The sequence below is a fragment of the Pseudomonas sp. GD04058 genome (assembly GCF_029836855.1).
Classification (GTDB): domain Bacteria; phylum Pseudomonadota; class Gammaproteobacteria; order Pseudomonadales; family Pseudomonadaceae; genus Aquipseudomonas; species Aquipseudomonas bharatica.
Window position 1 is genome coordinate 161864 of the sequence record NZ_JAOECN010000008.1, and the last position, 19250, is coordinate 181113.

Annotated in this window: 20 protein-coding genes; 9 read left to right on the forward strand and 11 right to left on the reverse strand. The window is 61.3% G+C overall.

Going from position 1 to position 19250, the window contains the following annotated elements; all coding sequences use genetic code 11:
* Nucleotides 1–17: 17 nt before the first annotated feature.
* The 3 genes from N7650_RS09945 (at nucleotide 18) to N7650_RS09955 (ending at nucleotide 3951) form a co-directional block, all read left to right on the forward strand.
* Nucleotides 18–1193, forward strand: a complete 1176-nt coding sequence (locus tag N7650_RS09945; RefSeq protein WP_279898039.1) for a DegT/DnrJ/EryC1/StrS aminotransferase family protein — start codon at nucleotides 18–20, stop codon at nucleotides 1191–1193.
* Nucleotides 1194–1477: 284 nt separating this feature from the next.
* Nucleotides 1478–3472, forward strand: a complete 1995-nt coding sequence (locus tag N7650_RS09950) for a nucleoside-diphosphate sugar epimerase/dehydratase (protein WP_279898077.1) — start codon at nucleotides 1478–1480, stop codon at nucleotides 3470–3472.
* 161 nt (nucleotides 3473–3633) lie between these two features.
* The gene (locus tag N7650_RS09955) at nucleotides 3634–3951 is read left to right on the forward strand and encodes a ComEA family DNA-binding protein (RefSeq protein ID WP_009407590.1); all 318 of its coding nucleotides are present in this window, start codon (nucleotides 3634–3636) and stop codon (nucleotides 3949–3951) included.
* A gap of 53 nt (nucleotides 3952–4004) precedes the next feature.
* On the opposite strand, the gene N7650_RS09960 is transcribed toward N7650_RS09955, so the two are convergent.
* Nucleotides 4005–4172 (reverse strand): DUF2897 family protein, encoded by a 168-nt coding sequence (locus N7650_RS09960; RefSeq protein WP_009407592.1) that lies wholly within the window; start codon nucleotides 4170–4172, stop codon nucleotides 4005–4007.
* A 175-nt stretch (nucleotides 4173–4347) separates the two neighbouring features.
* Between N7650_RS09960 and pyrF the strand changes: the two genes are divergently transcribed.
* Nucleotides 4348–5052: an orotidine-5'-phosphate decarboxylase gene (pyrF, locus tag N7650_RS09965; RefSeq protein ID WP_279898040.1), complete on the forward strand. Its 705-nt coding sequence runs from the start codon at nucleotides 4348–4350 to the stop codon at nucleotides 5050–5052.
* A 53-nt stretch (nucleotides 5053–5105) separates the two neighbouring features.
* Here pyrF and N7650_RS09970 read toward each other — a convergent pair whose 3' ends face one another.
* Nucleotides 5106–5627, reverse strand: coding sequence for a GNAT family N-acetyltransferase (locus N7650_RS09970; RefSeq protein ID WP_279898041.1), 522 nt, complete (start codon nucleotides 5625–5627; stop codon nucleotides 5106–5108).
* 129 nt (nucleotides 5628–5756) lie between these two features.
* A complete protein-coding gene (locus N7650_RS09975; RefSeq protein ID WP_009394122.1) occupies nucleotides 5757–6761 on the reverse strand; it encodes an NADP-dependent oxidoreductase in 1005 nt (334 codons plus the stop codon).
* 230 nt (nucleotides 6762–6991) lie between these two features.
* Here N7650_RS09975 and N7650_RS09980 point away from each other — a divergent pair, with 230 nt between their 5' ends.
* Complete coding sequence (locus N7650_RS09980) at nucleotides 6992–7753, forward strand: SDR family oxidoreductase (protein ID WP_009394124.1); 762 nt, start codon at nucleotides 6992–6994, stop codon at nucleotides 7751–7753.
* On the opposite strand, the gene N7650_RS09985 is transcribed toward N7650_RS09980, so the two are convergent.
* On the reverse strand, nucleotides 7746–8906 hold the full coding sequence (locus tag N7650_RS09985) for an MFS transporter (RefSeq protein WP_279898043.1): 1161 nt from the start codon (nucleotides 8904–8906) through the stop codon (nucleotides 7746–7748). The genes N7650_RS09980 and N7650_RS09985 overlap by 8 nt on opposite strands.
* A 114-nt stretch (nucleotides 8907–9020) precedes the next feature.
* Here N7650_RS09985 and N7650_RS09990 point away from each other — a divergent pair, with 114 nt between their 5' ends.
* Nucleotides 9021–10415 (forward strand): PLP-dependent aminotransferase family protein, encoded by a 1395-nt coding sequence (locus N7650_RS09990; protein ID WP_009394129.1) that lies wholly within the window; start codon nucleotides 9021–9023, stop codon nucleotides 10413–10415.
* A 149-nt stretch (nucleotides 10416–10564) separates the two neighbouring features.
* Entirely contained in the window at nucleotides 10565–12511 is a 1947-nt protein-coding gene (locus tag N7650_RS09995) for a methyl-accepting chemotaxis protein (RefSeq protein ID WP_064304924.1), read from the forward strand.
* A gap of 15 nt (nucleotides 12512–12526) precedes the next feature.
* Here the strand turns inward: N7650_RS09995 and N7650_RS10000 are convergent, their stop codons facing one another.
* Nucleotides 12527–13720: a benzoate/H(+) symporter BenE family transporter gene (locus tag N7650_RS10000; protein ID WP_009394133.1), complete on the reverse strand. Its 1194-nt coding sequence runs from the start codon at nucleotides 13718–13720 to the stop codon at nucleotides 12527–12529.
* A 133-nt stretch (nucleotides 13721–13853) separates the two neighbouring features.
* Here N7650_RS10000 and N7650_RS10005 point away from each other — a divergent pair, with 133 nt between their 5' ends.
* A complete protein-coding gene (locus tag N7650_RS10005) occupies nucleotides 13854–14456 on the forward strand; it encodes a glutathione S-transferase family protein (RefSeq protein WP_279898046.1) in 603 nt (200 codons plus the stop codon).
* An 87-nt stretch (nucleotides 14457–14543) separates the two neighbouring features.
* Here N7650_RS10005 and N7650_RS10010 read toward each other — a convergent pair whose 3' ends face one another.
* From N7650_RS10010 to N7650_RS10030, 5 genes are all read right to left on the reverse strand, one after another.
* The gene (locus N7650_RS10010; protein WP_009394135.1) at nucleotides 14544–14915 is read right to left on the reverse strand and encodes a glutathione S-transferase N-terminal domain-containing protein; all 372 of its coding nucleotides are present in this window, start codon (nucleotides 14913–14915) and stop codon (nucleotides 14544–14546) included.
* A 58-nt stretch (nucleotides 14916–14973) separates the two neighbouring features.
* Nucleotides 14974–15519, reverse strand: a complete 546-nt coding sequence (folE, locus tag N7650_RS10015) for a GTP cyclohydrolase I FolE (protein ID WP_009394136.1) — start codon at nucleotides 15517–15519, stop codon at nucleotides 14974–14976.
* A gap of 69 nt (nucleotides 15520–15588) precedes the next feature.
* Complete coding sequence (locus N7650_RS10020; RefSeq protein WP_009394137.1) at nucleotides 15589–16146, reverse strand: Smr/MutS family protein; 558 nt, start codon at nucleotides 16144–16146, stop codon at nucleotides 15589–15591.
* Between the two features lie 37 nt (nucleotides 16147–16183).
* Nucleotides 16184–16504, reverse strand: coding sequence for a hypothetical protein (locus N7650_RS10025; RefSeq protein ID WP_009394138.1), 321 nt, complete (start codon nucleotides 16502–16504; stop codon nucleotides 16184–16186).
* Between the two features lie 69 nt (nucleotides 16505–16573).
* A complete protein-coding gene (locus N7650_RS10030) occupies nucleotides 16574–17164 on the reverse strand; it encodes a cysteine hydrolase family protein (protein WP_009394143.1) in 591 nt (196 codons plus the stop codon).
* Nucleotides 17165–17351: 187 nt separating this feature from the next.
* On the opposite strand from N7650_RS10030, the gene prmB reads away from it, so the two are divergent.
* On the forward strand, nucleotides 17352–18260 hold the full coding sequence (prmB, locus tag N7650_RS10035; protein WP_009394145.1) for a 50S ribosomal protein L3 N(5)-glutamine methyltransferase: 909 nt from the start codon (nucleotides 17352–17354) through the stop codon (nucleotides 18258–18260).
* A gap of 120 nt (nucleotides 18261–18380) precedes the next feature.
* Here prmB and N7650_RS10040 read toward each other — a convergent pair whose 3' ends face one another.
* Complete coding sequence (locus N7650_RS10040) at nucleotides 18381–19178, reverse strand: hypothetical protein (protein ID WP_009394147.1); 798 nt, start codon at nucleotides 19176–19178, stop codon at nucleotides 18381–18383.
* Nucleotides 19179–19250: the final 72 nt, after the last annotated feature.

Genomic DNA, 19250 nt, shown 5'->3' on the forward strand with positions numbered 1-19250 from the left:
TTAACGGGTAAAATAAGATGTTAAATACGCCATTTTCGCCCTGGCCGTCTTTTTCCAGCGAAGAAGCTGACGCGGTACGGGACGTGATTCTGTCCAACAAGGTGAACTACTGGACCGGGCAGGAATGCCGACAGTTTGAAGCCGAATTTGCGGCATGGTCGGAATGTGAATACGCCGTTGCTGTAGCGAACGGTACCGTTGCACTTGACTTGGCTTTGAAAGCTTTGGGCATTGGTGCCGGTGACGAAGTAATCGTTACGTCGAGAACATTTCTTGCTTCCGTCTCCTCTATTGTGAATGCTGGTGCTGTTCCCGTATTTGCGGATGTTGACGAATCCACCCAAAACATTACTCCAGACTCCATTCGTGCAGTAATGACTGAGGAGACGCGTGCCATCATCTGTGTCCATCTCGCTGGCTGGCCGTGCGATATGGATCCGATCATGGACATCGCCCGCGAGCATGACCTGAAGGTCATCGAGGATTGCGCCCAGGCCCATGGAGCGCGATACAAAGGACGGTCCGTTGGTTCCATTGGACATGTCGGCGCTTGGTCGTTCTGTCAGGACAAGATCATGACCACTGGCGGTGAAGGCGGCATGGTTACCACCAACGACAGTGTCTTGTGGTCCGCCATGTGGTCCTACAAGGACCACGGAAAGAATTGGGAGTCGGTCTATAGCAAACAGCATCCACCAGGTTTTCGGTGGCTACATGACAGTTTCGGCACCAACTGGCGGATGATCGAAGCCCAGGCTGTCATCGGGCGCATCCAGCTCGGCAGGATGCCGGCCTGGCAGGCCACACGTCTCGCCAATGCTCAGCGTATCTGGGCTGCTGCCCGTGACCTCCAAGGTCTGCGGGTGCCTGTCGTACCTGCGGACATCGTGCATGCGGCATACAAATGCTACGTCTTCGTAGAACCACAAGCGCTCAGCCAAGGGTGGGATCGGGATCGTATCGCCAGCGAGATCAACGCGCTGGGTGTTCCTTGCTTCTCCGGATCGTGCTCCGAGGTTTATCTGGAAAAGGCTTTTGACGACACTGGCTGGAGGCCTGAAAAACGTCTGCCGGTGGCCAGGACCTTGGGTGATACCAGCCTCATGTTTCTGATTCACCCGACCCTTACCGAAGAAGAAATTGACAAGACTTGTCAGGCTCTTCGCAGCGTTTTGCAGGCCGCAACACAGTAGCGCCAATTTCCCGGCGAGGATTTGTCTTCGCCGGGATGATCACCCGCAATGTACTGAGTTGTGTGGAATTGCGCCCTTGGAATCCCTTGGTCCGCTCAGCCTTGCTCTCGATATAGCAGAGTGAGAGCATGATCTTTTTGGGGCGCCAATTTGGATTTGTGTTAAATTGCGCTGTTGATAGAAACGAGCGTAGCGCTCGAGAATTGAGTCATGTCAAAGTGCCAATTTACCCAAGTTGGCGCCGGCTTGAGAAGCAGGAGAAGCGTAAGGTGTTTGAGAGCGTTATGGACAAGGTTCGCACTAGACTGCTCAGCTTGCCACGTCGACGTAAACGACTACTGCAAATTGCAGTTGATGTGATATTGATCTGGATTGCACTCTGGCTAGCATTTGCTGTTCGCCTGGGTATCGATGAGATGGATAGCCCGGTTCGCGATCACCTGTGGTTGTTCGCAAGTGCACCGCTGGTTGCTATCCCCTTGTTTATTCGCTTCGGTATGTATCGTGCGGTAATGCGTTATTTTGGCAATGACGCACTCATTGTCATCATCAAGGCGGTCAGTCTGTCATCGTTGATTCTCGCGGCTTTGATCTTCTGGCGTGCCAATACCCAAGCCATTGTTCCGCGCTCGATCATTTTTAACTACTGGTGGTTGAGCCTGGTCACAATAGGCGGGCTGCGTCTGGCGATGCGCCAATATTTCCTGGGCGACTGGTTTGCAGCTGCGCGCCACGTGCCCTTCGTGGGGCGGGATGATGGTCTCGTCAAGGTTGCCGTTTATGGTGCCGGGGCCGCAGGCAACCAGTTGGTTGCCGCGCTGCGCATGGGGCGCGTAATGCGTCCGGTTGCTTTCATCGATGATGATAGCGGCATTGCCGATCGCGTCATCTCCGGGCTGCAGGTATTCAAGCCCTCCAGCATTCAGAAGATGATCGACATCACTGGCGCGCAGGAGATCCTGCTCGCAATTCCCTCGGCTTCCCGCGGCCGACGTCGGGAGATTCTAGGCTATCTTGAGGGTTTCCCACTCCATGTGCGCAGTGTGCCGAGCGTAATGGATCTGGCCAGTGGCCGGGTCAAGGTTGATGACATCCAGGAAGTCGATATTGCCGACCTGCTTGGTCGCGATGCTGTCCCAGCACAGTGCGAGTTACTCGAACGCTGCATATCTGACCAGACGGTTCTTGTCACGGGAGCGGGAGGCTCGATCGGTTCGGAACTGTGTCGTCAGATCATCTCGCTCCATCCGAAGATACTGCTCTTGTTTGAACACAGCGAGTTCAACCTGTACAACATCCTCAGCGAGCTGGAGCAGCGGGTGGCGCGTGAGGCGCTGCCCGTTCGGGTGCTTCCTATTCTGGGGAGTATCCGCAACCAGGGTCAGTTGCTGGATGTCATGAAAACCTGGCGCGTGGACACCGTCTACCACGCGGCAGCTTACAAGCATGTACCGATGGTGGAACACAACATCGCCGAGGGTGTGTTGAACAATGTGATCGGTACCTTGAATACTGCGCAGGCCGCGCTTCAGAGCGGTGTTGCCAACTTTGTCCTGATCTCTACCGACAAAGCTGTGCGTCCGACTAATGTGATGGGAAGTACCAAACGTCTGGCCGAGATGACGTTGCAGGCGCTAAGCCGCGAGCAGGCTCCGGTCCTGTTCGGTGACGACAATAACGTTTCCTATGTGAACAAGACCCGCTTCACCATGGTTCGCTTCGGTAATGTCTTGGGATCGTCGGGCTCGGTGATCCCGCTTTTCCATAAGCAGATCACCGGAGGCGGTCCATTGACCGTCACCCATCCAAAGATCACTCGCTACTTCATGACCATTCCCGAGGCTGCGCAGTTGGTGATCCAGGCTGGCTCGATGGGGTTGGGGGGCGATGTATTTGTTCTCGATATGGGGGAGCCAGTACGCATTATTGAGCTGGCCGAGAAAATGATTCACCTGTCAGGCTTCAGCGTGCGTTCGGAAAAGAACCCCCATGGAGACATTGCGATAGAGTTCACCGGTTTACGTCCTGGCGAGAAGCTTTACGAAGAGTTGCTTATAGGTGACAACGTGGTCGCTACCCAGCACTCCATGATCATGAGCGCCAACGAAGACTTCCTCGAGTGGAGTGTTCTCAAGGGACGCCTGTCTAGCCTATTGGCAGCGGTGCATCAGGGTGATTATGCTGCGGTGCGCCAGTTGTTGCGCGAGACAGTGAGTGGCTATACGCCCGACAGCGAGATTGTTGATTGGTTCTACCAGCAGCGCCGTCTCGAACCCTGAAATCGAAGCAGTACAAAGGCCGCTCACCGAGCGGCCATTTTGCGACTGGGACATTCAGATTTGGTAAAGAATGCATATTTGACCCTGCGTGGTGAACGACTAGGTTTGAAAGGCGGCCAAGGAAACGCTGCTAATTTCATTCACCCCAAGGAGTTCCACCCATGCGCAAAACCTATCTCGCCTCACTCTTGATTACCCTGTTCGGCATCCTTTCCCTGCCATTGAATGCGGCACCAGCCAATCCGGCAGCAGCAGCCGCGCCTTCTGTGCAGGCCGAGTCAGACAGGCTGGATCTGAATAAGGCGGACGCCATGGCCTTGCAAAGCCAATTGAGCGGTATCGGCAAGAGCAAGGCGGAGGCCATCGTGGCCTATCGCGAGGAGCACGGTGACTTTGCCTCGATTGACGAACTGCTGGAGATAAAGGGAATCGGCAAGGCGTTGCTGGATCGCAACCGGGACAAGCTTACAGTGAACTGACATCCGTGGAGATGAAAGGCCGATCCTATCGATCGGCCTTTCATCGATAGCCGCTAGCGATCCCGCGCCTCCTTCGCATCCATCTCCGCATTGCGCTCATGGATCTTCCTCAGCTGCTCGTCCGTCAACGGCAGCCTCTTTGCGGTGTCCCTGAGCATCATGAGGCCACCGACAATAGAACCGATCGCCACCAACAGAATCAACCAAGCATACCAGGGCATGACGTTCTCCTTCATACGGCAATAAGTCCGTATCTGTAATATCGAGTAAAACTTGGCACAGATGGTTCAATTATAGGCTGCAGCATTCAAACCAGATTCACGATCACCGGCCCCCGCTGGGCCCTCGCATCGTTTACAATGCGCGCCGTTTTCGACTTGCCAAGAGACCCTGCCCATGTCCGCCTGCCAGACGCCCCTGATTGTCGCCCTGGATTTTCCCACCCCTGACGCCGCCCTGAAGCTGGCCGATCAGCTGGACCCTGCGCTGTGCCGGGTCAAGGTCGGCAAGGAACTGTTCACCAGCAGCGCTGCCGGCATCGTCGAAAGCCTGCAGGGCAAAGGATTCGAGGTATTCCTCGACTTGAAATTCCACGATATCCCCAATACCACTGCCATGGCGGTCAAGGCAGCTGCAGAAATGGGTGTCTGGATGGTCAACGTGCATTGCTCCGGTGGCTTGCGCATGATGTCCGCCTGCCGCGAGGTTCTGGATCAGCGCAGCGGTCCACAGCCATTGCTGATTGGTGTGACGGTCCTGACCAGTATGGAGCAGGACGACCTGGCTGGAATCGGCCTGGATGTGGAGCCCCAGCAGCAGGTGTTGCGCTTGGCGGCGCTGGCCGAGAAAGCGGGTATGGACGGTCTGGTGTGTTCCGCTCTGGAGGCTCCGGCACTGAAGGGTGCCCATCCAAGCCTGAAGCTGGTCACCCCGGGGATTCGTCCGGCGGGCAGTGCCCAGGACGATCAACGACGCATCCTGACTCCAAGCCAGGCGCTGGCTGCGGGCTCCGATTATCTGGTAATCGGGCGTCCAATCAGTCAGGCAGCCGATCCAGCCAGGGCGTTGGAGCAGGTAATGCAGCAGATCAACGGAAAATGATCGGATTGATGTTCCGGGCGAACCCTTGATGGTTGCCTGGAACATCAAGGGTGTTACAGGAGTTTGCCCAGCAACTTTTCCTGGGCGGCGAGAACCGAAGGCTTGCTTATTTCGTAGAGGAAATCCAGTTCTGTCTCCCCGTTGCGCACCGCGCCCATTTTTTCGTGGAAGGAGATGACCTTGGTGTTTTCCTTGCGCACCTCGAAGTGCGATTTTTCAAACTTAAGGTGATCGAAGCCGAAGCGGTAAACCAGGAACGCACTCTCTATCGCGGCAAAGCGTGTCTTGTCTTCATTCAGAATCCAACTGCCCCAACTGAACGAGTCAGGACGAATATCATAGACCCGCAGAGTGCCGCAACGGATGCCATCGTTGCGCTCGATGATGAAGTAATACTGCAGTTTGTTCTTCTCGTCGTTCTTGTATCTCCTGATCCATTCGACCTGTTCGGCAACGCCTCCAGTCACTTGGGAGAGATGCTGGTTATATTTACTATCTGTCCTAAGACGCAAAATAAACTCAGCGTCATTCTCTTCTACCAGTCTGAGTTTGACGGTTTTTGACTGCAGATTCATCGCGAAAGCCCTGTCGCAAGATTAGGTACGAAAACGATCGAGTCTATCGCTCTCGACGACGCTCGACAACAACGTTGGCCCGAGCCGCTATTGCCGCACCGTGACGAGCTCTATCACCAACGATGCCCGTCAGATCTTCAACACCAGCTTGCCAAAATTCTCGCCACTGAACAGCTTCAACAGCGTCTCAGGGAACGTCTCCAGCCCCTCGACCACATCTTCCTTGCTCTTGAGCTTGCCACTGGCAAGCCATCCGGCGATTTCTTGGCCCGCCGCGCCATACTGCGCCACGTGGTCCATCACCACGAACCCTTCCATCCGCGCGCGATTGACCAGCAGCGAAAGATAGTTGGCCGGGCCTTTCACTGCCTGTTTATTGTTGTATTGGCTGATCGCGCCGCAGATCACCACCCGGGCCTTGAAATTCAGGCGGCTGAGCACGGCATCGAGGATGTCGCCGCCGACGTTGTCGAAGTACACATCCACACCTTTCGGGCATTCCCGTTTCAGCCCCTCCAGTACGTCCTCGGCCTTGTAGTCGATGACCCCGTCAAAGCCCAGTTCGTCTTTGAGGTACTGGCATTTCCGTGCACCGCCGGCGATCCCGACCACGCGGCAGCCTTTGATTTTCGCGATCTGCCCGGCAATGCTGCCCACCGCCCCGGCGGCACCGGAGATCACCACGGTCTCGCCGGCCTTCGGCGCGCCGACCTCGAGCAGGGCGAAATAAGCCGTCATGCCGGTCATTCCCAGGGCGGAGAGGTAGCGCGGCAGCGGCACCAGCTTCGGATCGATCTTGTAGAAGCCCTGGGGCTCGCCAAGGAAGTAATCCTGCACGCCCAGCGCGCCATTGACGTGGTCGCCCACGGCAAACTTCGGATTGCGCGAAGCGATCACCTCGCCGACGCCCAGTGCGCGCATCACCTGGCCAAGGCCGACCGGCGGGATATAGGACTTGCCTTCGTTCATCCAGCCACGCATGGCCGGGTCGAGGGACAGGTACAGGTTCTTCACCAGCACCTGACCGTCGGCGGGTTCGCCCACCGGTATCTGTTCGAAGCTGAAATCGTCCCGGGTCACGGCGCCCACCGGGCGTTTGGCGAGCAGGAAGCGGCGATTGGTCAGGGCAGTCATGGAAGCCTCGCGAAGGTTGGACAAAAGTCTTGTGATAGACCTTCGACGCCCGCTCGGCAAGTTCCTGCGCTGCGACGAATAGCTGTCCATCCAGCAGGGTGATGAGGTTGGGTGGGGATAATCATCGCTTCGCATGGTGCTTCAACTGGCGTCCTGATGATGCTGCCCAGGTTGCCGCACTGCCGACTAGACTCGCGGCCAATGTCCTAACCCTGTTGCAGGAGCTATCGATGAGTATGACGTTTAGCGGCCAGGTCGCCCTGGTCACCGGTGCCGCCGCCGGTATTGGTCGCGCCACGGCCCTGGCTTTCGCTCGGGAAGGATTGAAGGTCGTGGTTGCGGATCTCGACGTGGCCGGAGGTGAGGCCACGGTGCAAGAGATTCGCGTAGCCGGCGGCGAGGCGATCTTCGTGCCGTGCAATGTGACCCGTGACGACGAGGTGCAGCAGTTGATGGCGCGCACGCTCGAGGCTTACGGTCGCCTCGACTATGCCTTCAACAACGCTGGCATCGAGATCGAGAAGGGGCGGCTGTCCGAAGGCAGCGAGGCAGAGTTCGACGCCATCATGGGCGTCAACGTCAAGGGCGTTTGGTTGTGCATGAAGTACCAGTTGCCGCTGCTGCTGGCCCAAGGCGGCGGGGCGATCGTCAACACCGCCTCGGTCGCCGGTCTCGGCGCGGCGCCGAAGATGAGCATTTACGCGGCGTCCAAGCATGCGGTGATCGGGCTGACCAAGTCTGCCGCGATCGAGTATGCGAAGAAGCAAATCCGGGTCAACGCGGTATGTCCGGCGGTGATCGATACCGATATGTTCCGCCGCGCCTACGAGGCCGACCCGCGCAAGGCCGAGTTCGCTGCGGCGATGCACCCGGTCGGGCGCATCGGCAAGGTCGAGGAGATAGCTGCCGCGGTGCTTTATCTGTGCAGCGACGGTGCTGCGTTCACCACCGGCCAGGCCTTGGCGGTGGATGGTGGCGCCACGGCTATCTGATCGCCTCGAATGCGCTGTGCCTGCTGGTGCGGAGCAGTGCGCCAGCAACCGCGAAGCAGCCGGTCAGCAGCAGGGCTCCGAACAGTGCCAGGGCGGTGCCCGCGCCGAAGTGGTCGGCCAGCATGCCGGTAAAGATCACCGGCAGGCTGAAGCCGAGATAGGCGAGCAGGAAAAAACCGGCACTGGCGCGGGTTTTCTCTGTTCCGGCCAGGGTGTTCACCGCAGACAGTCCACCCAGGTAGATAAAGCCATAGCAGGCACTGCTGGCGCCGATCGCGCCCAACAGCACCGCCGCGAGTACGCCGGCATCTGCTCCCCAGGCCAGCAGCGCGTAGCTGCACGGCAAAATCAGCAAGCCCAGCAAAGTCGAGCGTGCCGAGGCCATGCGCCGTGCCAGTGGCTGGAGCAGCAGGCCACAACTGATCACGCAGAACGTCGACAATCCCGACCAGTTGCCCAGGTGATGCCGGGCGAGAATCGATGGCATCAACGCGATCACCAGGCCAACGCAGGCCCAGGCCAGCAGGATCGCCAGGCCGTAGGCCAGGCTGCCCTGTGGATAAAACGGCAATCGCAGCAGGGCGCTCTGGCGCCGCTGGACCGGGTCGGGCAGCCCCAGTACCGCCACGAATGCCAATGCAGCCAGCGCCAGGTGCAAGGGGAAACTGCCTGGTGCCAGCGTCGGTCCCCATAACAGAAACAGGCTGGTCACCGCCGCCCCCAGGCCGAAGCCCAATGATGTGCTGGCAGTGACCCGGTTGGCCGCAGCGCGGGCGTCGCCGTCTTGCATCAGCTCGCACATGTAGGCGGTGCCGGTGGCCGAGGCCAGCGCGGTGCCGACACCGAGCAAGGTCCGGGCCATGGCCAACTGGGCCAGGCCGGGCGCCAGCAGCATAAGCACGGTCGCCAGCATCGACAGCGCCAGCGCCGCGAGGATCAGCCGCTTGTGGCCAACCCGGTCAGCCAGTCCGCCCAATAGCAGGAGCACCGGTAAAACGCCGATCACATAGCCGGAGAAGGCCACCGCCGTCGCCGCTGCACCCTGGCCGGACAGGGCCGCATAGGCGGTGTAGAGAGGGGCCTGGAGGTTGACGGCGAACGTCACCAGGCACAGGGCGAAGGCCAGGATGGTTGAGGCGTTGCGGCTGGACATGGCGGGTTCCTTGAATGGGCAGCCCATTCTGCGAACCCTGCCATGGAGGGAAAAGGCACAGCCCCGCTGCTTTTGTGATTAACTGTTTGGCCAAAACGACCGAACACCTCAAGTATGAACATCACCCTCGATCGAAACCTGCCCACCCCCTTGGTGCAGCAGCTCGCTGCTGGCCTGGAGCGTTGGATCGCCGAGCAGCGCCTGCGCCCTGGCACGCGCTTGCCGTCGATCCGCCAGTTGGTCAAGACGCAGGGGGTCAGCCAGTCCTGCGCCATCGAGGCCTATGACCGTTTGGTTTCGCAAGGGTGGCTTGAGGCCCGGCATGGTGTCGGCTTTTTCGTTGCCGAACGCAGGGGCATGGCGCCGTTCGCCGAAGAGCCGGCCTGGGACGAGGGGGCAGAGGGACGCTGGCGCCTGTTCAGCGACGAGCAGGAAAACCTGCTACGCCTCGGCTGCGGCTGGCTGCCAGGCAACTGGCGCCAGAGCGAGGAGATCGCCCTGGCGATCCGCCAGGTCAGCCGCGGCGGCGGGCAGGACCTTTTCGGCTATGGTCCGCCGCTGGGCCTGACCGCGTTGCGCCAGCAAATCCGCAAGCGTCTGGCGCTTATCGGTGTCCAGGTCCGGCCTGAGCAGATCCTCACCACCCAGGGCGCCAGCCAGGCACTCGACCTGCTGGTGCGTACCTTGCTGTCGCCTGGCGACACCGTAGTGGTGGAGCGTCCCGGCTACTACAACCTCTTCAACCTGCTGCGCCTGCATGGCGTGCGCATGCTGGAAGTGCCACGCACCGCCGAAGGGCCGGACCTGGACGTGCTGTCGGCGCTGCTGCGGGAACACCGCCCGCGCTTACTGTTTACCAACAGCCTGTACCAGAACCCGACCGGCACCAGCCTTGCCCCGCGCACTGCCCAGCGCCTGCTGGAACTGGCCGGCGAGCATGACCTGCGCATCATCGAGGACGATATCTATGCCGATTTCCAGGAAGGTCCGGCCACTCGCCTGAGTACCCTCGACAGCCAGCAGCGGGTGATCTACCTGGCGAGTTTTTCCAAGACGCTCAGCAGTTCGCTGCGGGTCGGTTACCTGGTCGCCGATCCGGAACTGACCGCACGGCTGGCCGAGGTGAAGATGGTCACCGGGATTGGCAGTTCGAGGTTCGCTGAACAGGTACTGGCGCAATTGCTTGGCAGCGGGGTCTATCGCAAGAGCGTGCAACGCCTGCGTCTGCGCCTGGCCGAACACATGGCAAGCACCTTGCGCCTGTTGGAGGCCACTGGCTGGGAAGTGTTCGCCGAACCCTGCGGGGGCATGTTCGTCTGGACCCGTTACCCTGGTGTCCCGTTCGCCCGACTGCAACAGAGCGCCCAGGAGCACGGCGTACTGCTCTCGCCGGGCTCGGCTTTCGACCCGCAGGGACGCGACAGCGACTGGTTGCGCATCAATGTGGCCTACGCCCGCGACCACCGGGCCCAGGGGTTTTTCCAGGCGGTCGCGCAAGCATCGTCGTGACGACCTCCAACATTCTGAAAACGACGGCTCCGTAGCTTTTTGCCATTATTGCGACCAGGGTGGCTTGTGCAGTCCCCGGCGCCGTTGCCACTCTGCGCTCTTGGATATCCGGCGAGTTTTCCAAGGGCAGCACGAGGGGGCAGCGAGCAATGAAGTCGGGCACAAATGGCGGTTTTGCCAACCTGGGCATGGCCCGCAAGCTGGGGCTGGGATTCACGCTGGTGCTGGCCTTGACGGCTGTGGTCGCGGCGATCGGGATCGCTGCGCTGTATGGCCTGGGCCAACGCTTCGATGGCCTCAAGCAGGCCACGGCGTTCAACGAGGATGTCCTCGGCCTGCGCCTGCATGAGCAACGTTATGCCCAGCGTTCCGATCCCAAGGACGCCGAGGCCCTGCGCAAGGGCGTCGAAGAACTGCAAAGCCGCATCACGCAATTGCCGGAGCTGGCCGGCAGCGACGTGGGCAGCGCACTGGCCGCATACCGCAAGGCATTCGATGAGTTCGTCGAGTTGACCCAGTCCAAGGAGCTGGCGCTGGATATGGCCAGTTGGTCGGTGTCGAGCGTCGCCAACAACCTGGACGTCCTGCAGTCCGGGCTGGCCGATGACGGTACCTGGACCCTGAAGGACTCCCAAGGCCAGAAGGGCGCTGAATTCGTCGAGCAAGCGGGCCAGGTCGCCCAGGTGGCGCGCCTGATGTTGCAGGCCATGGACGAAGCGCGCATCCGCCTGGACCAGAACCGCAAGGGCGCCGAAGACGTCCGCCAGGGCCGTATCGAACAGGCCGAGCAGGCTGCGCAATTGGCCGAGCAGCTCAAGTCCGCGATACAGGACCCCGGCTACCAGAGCGTGCTTGGCGAAGTCACCACCCATATCGCCAGTTTTGGCGAGAAGCTGGGTGAATACACGGATCTGCTGGCCCGCGAAGCGCAATTGCGCAAACAGTTGCAGGAGCGTGCCGAGCAGGTCATCTCGCGGGTCGAGCAGATCAACGGGGCCATCGATGCCAGCATGCAGCACGAGCTCAAGCGCAATGCCCTGCTGATCCTGGTTTCGTCGCTGGCAGCCCTGCTGGTCGGCGTGGTGGCGGCAATCCTGATTACCCGCGCCATCGTGCTGCCGCTGCGCCGGGTCATCGCTAGGGCCCAGGAGATTGCCGCCGGTGATCTGCGGGGTGAAATCATTGTCGACCGCCGTGATGAAGTGGGCCAGTTGCTATTGGCGATGCAGCAGATGGGCAGTGGCCTGGCCGTTATCGTCAGCGGCCTGCAGACCGGTATCGACAAACTGGCCAGCAGTGCCCATACCTTGTCGGCGGTGACCGAGCAGACCAACCGTGAAGTCGGCAGCCAGAAGGAAGAGACCGACCAGGTCGCTACCGCCATGCAGCAGATGACCGCCACGGTGCACAGCGTCGCCCGCGATGCAGAAGAGGCGGCCCAGGCCGCGCAGGCGGCGGACGGCAAGGTGGAAAGCGGACAGCAGGTGGTGCGCCAGAGCATGCAGCGCATCGAGCGCCTGGCCAGCGCAGCGGATTCTGCAAGCCACAGCATTGAAAACCTCAGCGCCGAGATCCAGCACATCGGTTCGGTGCTGGAGGTGATCAAGAGCGTCGCCGAGCAGACCAACCTGCTGGCGCTCAACGCTGCCATCGAAGCGGCGCGTGCCGGCGAGCAGGGGCGCGGCTTCGCCGTGGTGGCGGACGAGGTACGGGCCTTGGCCCAGCGCACTCAGCAATCCACCGGCGAGATCGAGCGCCTGGTCAGCAGCCTGCGCAGCAATGCCCAGGCTTCGGTCGCGCAGATCCAGGACAGCGGCGAGCTGGTCAAGCTGGCGGTGGCCGATGCGTTGCAGACCGAAAGCGCGCTGGGCAGCATCGCCGGCGCTGTGTCGCTGATCCAGCAGATGAACCAGCAGATCGCCGCTGCGGCAGAGCAGCAAAGTTCGGTAGCCGAGGAAATCAGCCGTAGCGTCACCCAGATCCGCAGCAGTGCCGACCAGTCGGCGATGGCCATGCGCGACAACGCCAGCTCGAGTATCGAGCTGGCGCAGTTGGGTGCGGAGTTGAAGGGGATGGTAGGGCATTTCCGGATCTGAGCCCGGAAATGCCTGTCAGGCGTTTTTGCGCCAGTTCAGGATCAGCAGGGTAAGCACCCCGGCGACGATGCCCCAGAAGGCCGAACCGATCGAAAACAGGGTGAAGCCCGAGGCGGTGACCATGAAGGTGATCAGCGCCGCCTCGCGTTCCTTCGGTTCATTCATCGCCACGCTCAGGCCGTTCATGATCGAGCCGAACAGGGCCAGGGCGGCGATCGACAGCACCAGTTCCTTGGGCAGTGCGGCGAACAGGGCGGCGAGGGTGGCGCCGAAGGTGCCGGCGATGGCGTAGAAGATCCCGCACCAGACTGCTGCGGTGTAGCGTTTGCTCGGGTCCTCATGAGCGTGGGGGCCGGTGCAGATGGCTGCGCTGATGGCCGCCAGGTTGACCCCGTGGGCACCGAACGGCGCCAGCAGCAGCGAGGCGATGCCGGTCACCGAGATCAGGGGCGAGGCGGGTACCTGATAGCCGTCCGCACGCAGCACGGCGACGCCGGGCATGTTCTGCGAGGTCATCGCCACCACGAACAGCGGGATGCCGATGCTGATGGTCGCGGCCAGGGAGAAACTCGGCGTGGTCCACACCGGCACCGCCACTTCCAGGGCGAAGCCGCTGAAATCCAGCAGTCCGAGCACGGCGGACAGGCCCGTGCCCACCAGCAGTGCCGCCAGCACCGAATAGCGCGGCGACAGGCGCTTTACCAGCAAGTAGCTGAAGAACATGCCCAGCACCAGGGTGGTACGGTGCTGCGCGGCTACGAAGATCTCGCTGCCGATCTTGAACAGGATACCCGCCAGCAGGGCCGAGGCCAGGGATGCCGGAATACGTCGGACCAGACGCTCGAAGCTGCCCGTCAGGCCGCAGATCACCACCAGTACCGCGCAGGTGATATAAGCACCGATGGCTTCGCCATAGCTCACGCCGCCCAGGCTGGTGATCAGCAATGCCGCACCCGGGGTCGACCAGGCCACCGTTACCGGTGTGCGGTAGCGCAACGACAGGCCGATGCTGCACACTGCCATGCCGATGGACAGGGCCCAGATCCACGATGAAATCTGCGCACTGGTTAGTCCCGCAGCCTGGCCGGCCTGGAACATCAGGACCAGCGAACTGGTGTAGCCGGTGAGCATGGCGATAAAACCGGCGACTATCGCCGAGGGAGACGAGTCGGCCAGCGGCCGCAGTTGCGCGGAAGTGGCGTTGGGCATGGGAAATTCCTTGTTCTTCGATGTAAGCAGATTTTTCAGACTACCGTGGGCACGGCATGTGCTTGCGGTACAGCGAGCGTTGCATTTAGCCGTACAGTCAGCGATCGCGTTTTGGGTAAAAGAGGGGAGCACGATGTACAAGGTCTATGGGGATTACCAATCGGGCAACTGCTACAAGATCAAGCTGATGCTGCACCTGCTCGATCTGCCCTACACCTGGCAGCCTGTGGATATTCTCAAGGGAGATACGCAGACGCCGGAGTTCCTGGCAATGAATCCCAACGGCAAGGTGCCTGTGCTGCAACTGGAGGACGGTACCTGCCTGTGGGAGTCCAACGCGATTCTCAATTTCCTCGCCGACGGCAGCGAGTTCCTGCCAAGCGAGCCGCGCCTGCGTACCCAGGTGCTGCAATGGCAGTTTTTCGAGCAGTACAGCCATGAGCCTTACATTGCCGTGGCGCGTTTCATCCAGTTCTACCTGGGGCTGCCGGACGAGCGCCTGGAGGAGTACCGCAAGCTGCACAAGGGCGGGCACAAGGCGTTGAAGGTGATGGAACGGCAGCTGGAAGTGACGCCGTACCTGGTAGGGGACCAGTACTCGATCGCCGATGTGGCGCTGTATGCCTACACCCATGTCGCCCATGAGGGTGGCTTCGACCTGGCAGCGTATCCCAGGGTCAGGGAGTGGCTGGCGCGGGTGGCGGCGCATCCGCGGCATGTGCCGATGGTAGGGTGATGCTGCCGGCCTCATCGCTGGCAAGCCAGCTTCCACAGGGCCCGCATGCACCGCGAAACCTGTGGGAGCTGGCTTGCCAGCGATGATTTACACCGCAGAAAACCGCTTGTTCAGATAGTCGATGATCACCTTGGACTCATACATCCAGGTGGTCTTGCCATCTTCTTCGATCCGCAGGCACGGCACCTTGACCTTGCCGCCACCTTCGAGCAGTGCCTGGCGATCCTGCTCGTTGTTCTTCGCATCGCGCAATGCCACCGGTACATTCAGGCGGTGCAGGGTACGGCGGGTCTTCACGCAGAACGGGCAGGCATGGAACTGGTACAGGCTCAGGCCGCGGGCCTGCTCCTCCACCCTGGCCTGGGCCGCCGGATCCCGCTTGAGCCTGGCCGGACGGCTGATCCAGTCGAAAAAGACGATCATTTGGCCGAGGCCGACTCGCAGGGCTTTGACGATCATGATGATTCCTCGCAATAAAAAGCCGACCTGAAAAGGTCGGCCCGGATAACGCTCCCGATCACTTGATCAGGCTGAGAAACTCGCTGCGGGTCGCCGCGTTTTCGCGGAATTCGCCAAGCATCACCGAAGTGATCATGGACGAGTTCTGCTTCTCCACACCGCGCATCATCATGCACATGTGCTTGGCTTCGATGACCACCGCCACGCCCATGGCGCCGGTGACCTTCTGGATCGCCTCGGCGATTTCGCGGCTGAGGTTTTCCTGGATCTGCAGGCGACGGGCATACATGTCGACGATCCGTGCCACCTTGGACAGGCCCAGCACCTTGCCACTCGGGATATAGGCGACGTGCGCCTTGCCGATGAACGGCAGCAGGTGGTGTTCGCATAGCGAGTACAGCTCGATGTCCTTGACCAGGACCATTTCGCTGTTGTCGGAGCTGAACAGTGCGCCGTTGGTGACTTCTTCCAGCGTTTGGTTGTAACCGCGGCAAAGGTACTGCATGGCCTTCGCGGCCCGTTTCGGCGTGTCGAGCAGGCCTTCGCGGGAGACATCCTCGCCGAGTTGGCCAAGGATCGCGGTGTAATGCTGTTCCAGGGACATGGATCTACCTGTGGTGTATTTCGCAAACGCGAAGGGTACGGCGGCTGTGGCGCCGCCGCAAGTGCGGCGTTACTCGTCGCGTCCTTCGAGCATGGTCCGGCGCAGCATCACGTACACCGCGCCGGTGCCACCATGACGGGCCTGGCACGAGGTGAAGCCGAGCACCTGGGGGTGCTGGCGCAGCCAGGTATTGACGTGACTCTTGATCATCGGCCGCTTGCCGTCCAGGCGCACGGCCTTGCCGTGGGTGACGCGCACGCAGCGGATTTCGAAGCGGGTGGCCTCGGCAAGAAAGTCCCAGAGGATCTCCCGGGCCTTTTCCACGCTCATGCCGTGCAGGTCGAGGCTGCCTTCGAAGGGAATCTGGCCGATCTTGAGTTTGCGCATCTGGCTTTCCTGGACGCCGTCGCGGCTCCAGTGCAGGTCGTCTTCAGGGCCGACATCGATGACGAACTGGTCCGACAGGCCGTCGACCACGGGCTGGTCGCTGCGCACCGTGGCGTTCTGCCTCAGGCTGGCGAGCTGCTTGCGATCGGCCTTGGGCTTGCCGATATCGGCGCGGTCATGCTTGATCGGCTTGACGCCGCGCATCTCGCTTGTGAACAGGGAAAAATCATCGTCTTGCATGTAAGGCCTCCGCCGGAACCGCGCAGAGTCTACGCAGTCAGTCGTGTTTTTTCATCAAATGCGGGGACAGGCCGAGCTCCCGGCCACGACGCAGGCGCAGGCGGCGACGGCGCCAGACCCAGACGCCGAGGTAAAGAACCAGCAGGCCACCAAGCAGGATCAGGCTGGCGGCGGCGGGATTGTCGTTGAGTTCACCCAGGGCAGCGGGGCGCCCCAGCAGGCTGGCGGCACCGGCCATGGCCAATAGCACGCCGCAGGTGGTCAGGAGCATGGCGAACATCGCGGCCAGGCGCGAACCCCAGGCGCCCGGCTGGCGCGGGCGCAGGCGTTTGGCGTCGAAACCGTCGGATATTTTCATGCCGATCTCCTCAGTGGATATCCGGGTTTCGACCGGTAATCGTCGAGGTGGTTCCGTACGCCAGCCGGATCAGATCAGGCTGTCGACGGGCGCCACGCAGGCGAAGTTGTCGGCCATGATCGCCATTTCGCTCTGCTGGATCTGTGCGGCAGGTATGACGCCGCCCTTGAACGGCAGGTCGCGGGTGGCACAGCCATCCTCGACCAGGGTGCAGCGGTAGCCATAGTCCTTGGCCCGGCGCACGGTGGTGCTGACGCTGGAATGGCTCATGAAACCGCAGACGATGATGTCCAGGTGACCGAGTTCCTGCAGGGTTTCGTGCAGCCGGGTGTTCTTGAACGCATTGGGCATGCGTTTTTCGATGATGATTTCGTCGCCGCGGGGTTCCAGGCCCGGAATGAACTCGCCACGCGGACCTTGCGGATCGAACAGGCCACCGACGGTACCCAGATGCCGCACATGGATGATCGGCCGGCCGGCCCTGCGGGCCGCTTCGAGCAGTTTGCCGATGTTCGCCACGGCTTCGTCCATGCCCGACAGCGCCAGGGGGCCGCTCAGGTATTCCTTCTGGGCATCGATGATCACCAGGCTGGCGTTGCTCAGCTTCGCTGGCGGATAGCCGCGTCCACTGAGGTGGAACATGGTCGTTGGAACAGACATCAAGGGCTCCTTTGGCTAGGGCTTTTTGGCTATTCTCCCCTGCTTGGCCGCCGATGTGAATCGCTTAGCGTACAAGTGGCGTAGTTAGTGGCTCTCAGCCATGTCAGCGATTGGCTCATTTTTGTGGTGGCGGCCCATCACGGCGCGGGGCTGGTAGAATCGTCGGTCGTCTTTCAAGGAGTCTGCCGTGATCACTTCCCGCCTGCGCACGTTGCGCGATCATATTCGCTGGGCTGTCAGCCGTTTCCATGAACACGAGCTGTTCTTCGGGCATGGCGCCGACAACGCCTGGGACGAGGCCCGCCTGCTGGTGCTGGGCGCGGTGCACCTGCCTTGGGAAGTGGCCGACAGCTACCTCGATTGCCGCCTGGAGGACGACGAACTGGTCAAGCTGCAGCGCCTGCTCAAGCGCCGCATCGAAGACCGTGTGCCCACCGCCTACCTGCTGGGCGAGGCGTGGTTCTGCGGGATGTCGTTCATTGTCGATGAGCGTGTGCTGGTGCCGCGTTCGCCGATTGGCGAACTGATCGAAAAGCGCTTCGAACCCTGGCTGGCCGCCGAACCTGCGCGGATTCTCGATCTATGCACCGGTTCCGGTTGCATCGGCATCGTCAGCGCCGACGTGTTCCCCGACGCCGAAGTGGTGCTGGCCGACCTCTCCTTCGATGCGCTCGAAGTGGCCAACCAGAACATCGAGCGCCATGGCCTGGAGCAGCGTGTCTATACCGTCCAGGGCGATGGCTTCTCCGGCCTGCCGGGCCAGCGTTTCGACCTGATCCTGTCCAACCCGCCCTATGTCGATGCCGAGGACTTCGCCGACATGCCGGCGGAATATCACCACGAACCCGAGCTGGGCCTGGCCTGTGGCAACGATGGCCTGGATCTGGTCCGGCGCATGCTGGCCGAAGCTGCCGATCACCTGACCGAGAAGGGCCTGTTGATCGTCGAGGTGGGCAATAGCCAGGTGCATGTCGAGCAACTGTATCCGGAAGTGGATTTCGCCTGGCTGGAGTTCGAGCGTGGCGGCCACGGCGTGTTCATGCTGACTGCCGAGCAATGCCGCAAGCACCAGGCGCTGTTCGCCTCGCGGGTCTAAAGAACCACGCAGACCCTGTGGGAGCGGGTTTACCCGCGATTGCGGTAGTGAATTCACCGACGCAATCGCGGCGGTTCGGCGTTCCGATGAACCCGCTCCCACAGGGTACGCGGTGTATTTTCAGCGATGTGTTGCGATCCAGATCAGCAACCCGGCCTGGAACACGGCGAACGCCACCAGGCAGGTGATGGTAAAGCGCAGCCCGCTGTCCTCGCGCTTGAACTTGGCGACCCGTTCGTCCCGCTCGCGCAGTTGCGCTTCCTTCTCATGCAGCTTCTGCTCGGCCTGCTGGAGCATGTTGGCGGCATCGATGATGTCGACCCGCTGCAATTTGTCGGTGTTCCAGCCGCCCTTGAGCTGGCCGACCTGGGTTTCCACGTAGCGCCCTTTCAGGTGCTGGGCGTCGGCGTACTCCACCTCGATACCGCTGGCATGCAGCACGTGGTCGCGGCGCAGCCGGGTGTCTTCGTTGAGGGCGTCCTTGTTCGCCAGCAACCCGCCTTCCAGGCGATAGCCCGACCAGCGCCGCTGGGCCCATTGCACGCCCTGGGCCACCAGGAAGCGGCCGATGCCGCGGTTCAGCGGTTCGACCTGCAGCCCGCTGTCGGGGCCCACGGTTACCAGGCGCTCGGCGTGATCGACGCGGATGTCTAGGACATTCTGTTCCTTGCGCGTTTTCTGCCCGGGCAGGCGAATCTCCATGCGCAGCAGGCTGTGCTCCTTGCTGTGCCGTTCGGCATAACCGTACTGGACGAAGCGCAGCGGGCGCGGGCCGCTGTTGCGGTCGGTGGGCAGCGGCGCCAGGCGCAGCAACTGGAAGTGCTCCGGGGCAAGGTCCGCCCAGGGCAACGGAGCGGGTTCCGGCGCAACCGGTTCGTCGGTCGCTTCGGCAGCGTCCTGGGTGGGTGCATCTGTCATCAAGGCGGTCCTCTTTTATGCGCGCCAGGCAGCCTGCAATGGCGGTGCCTGCATCGGCTTATCGGCCGCGGC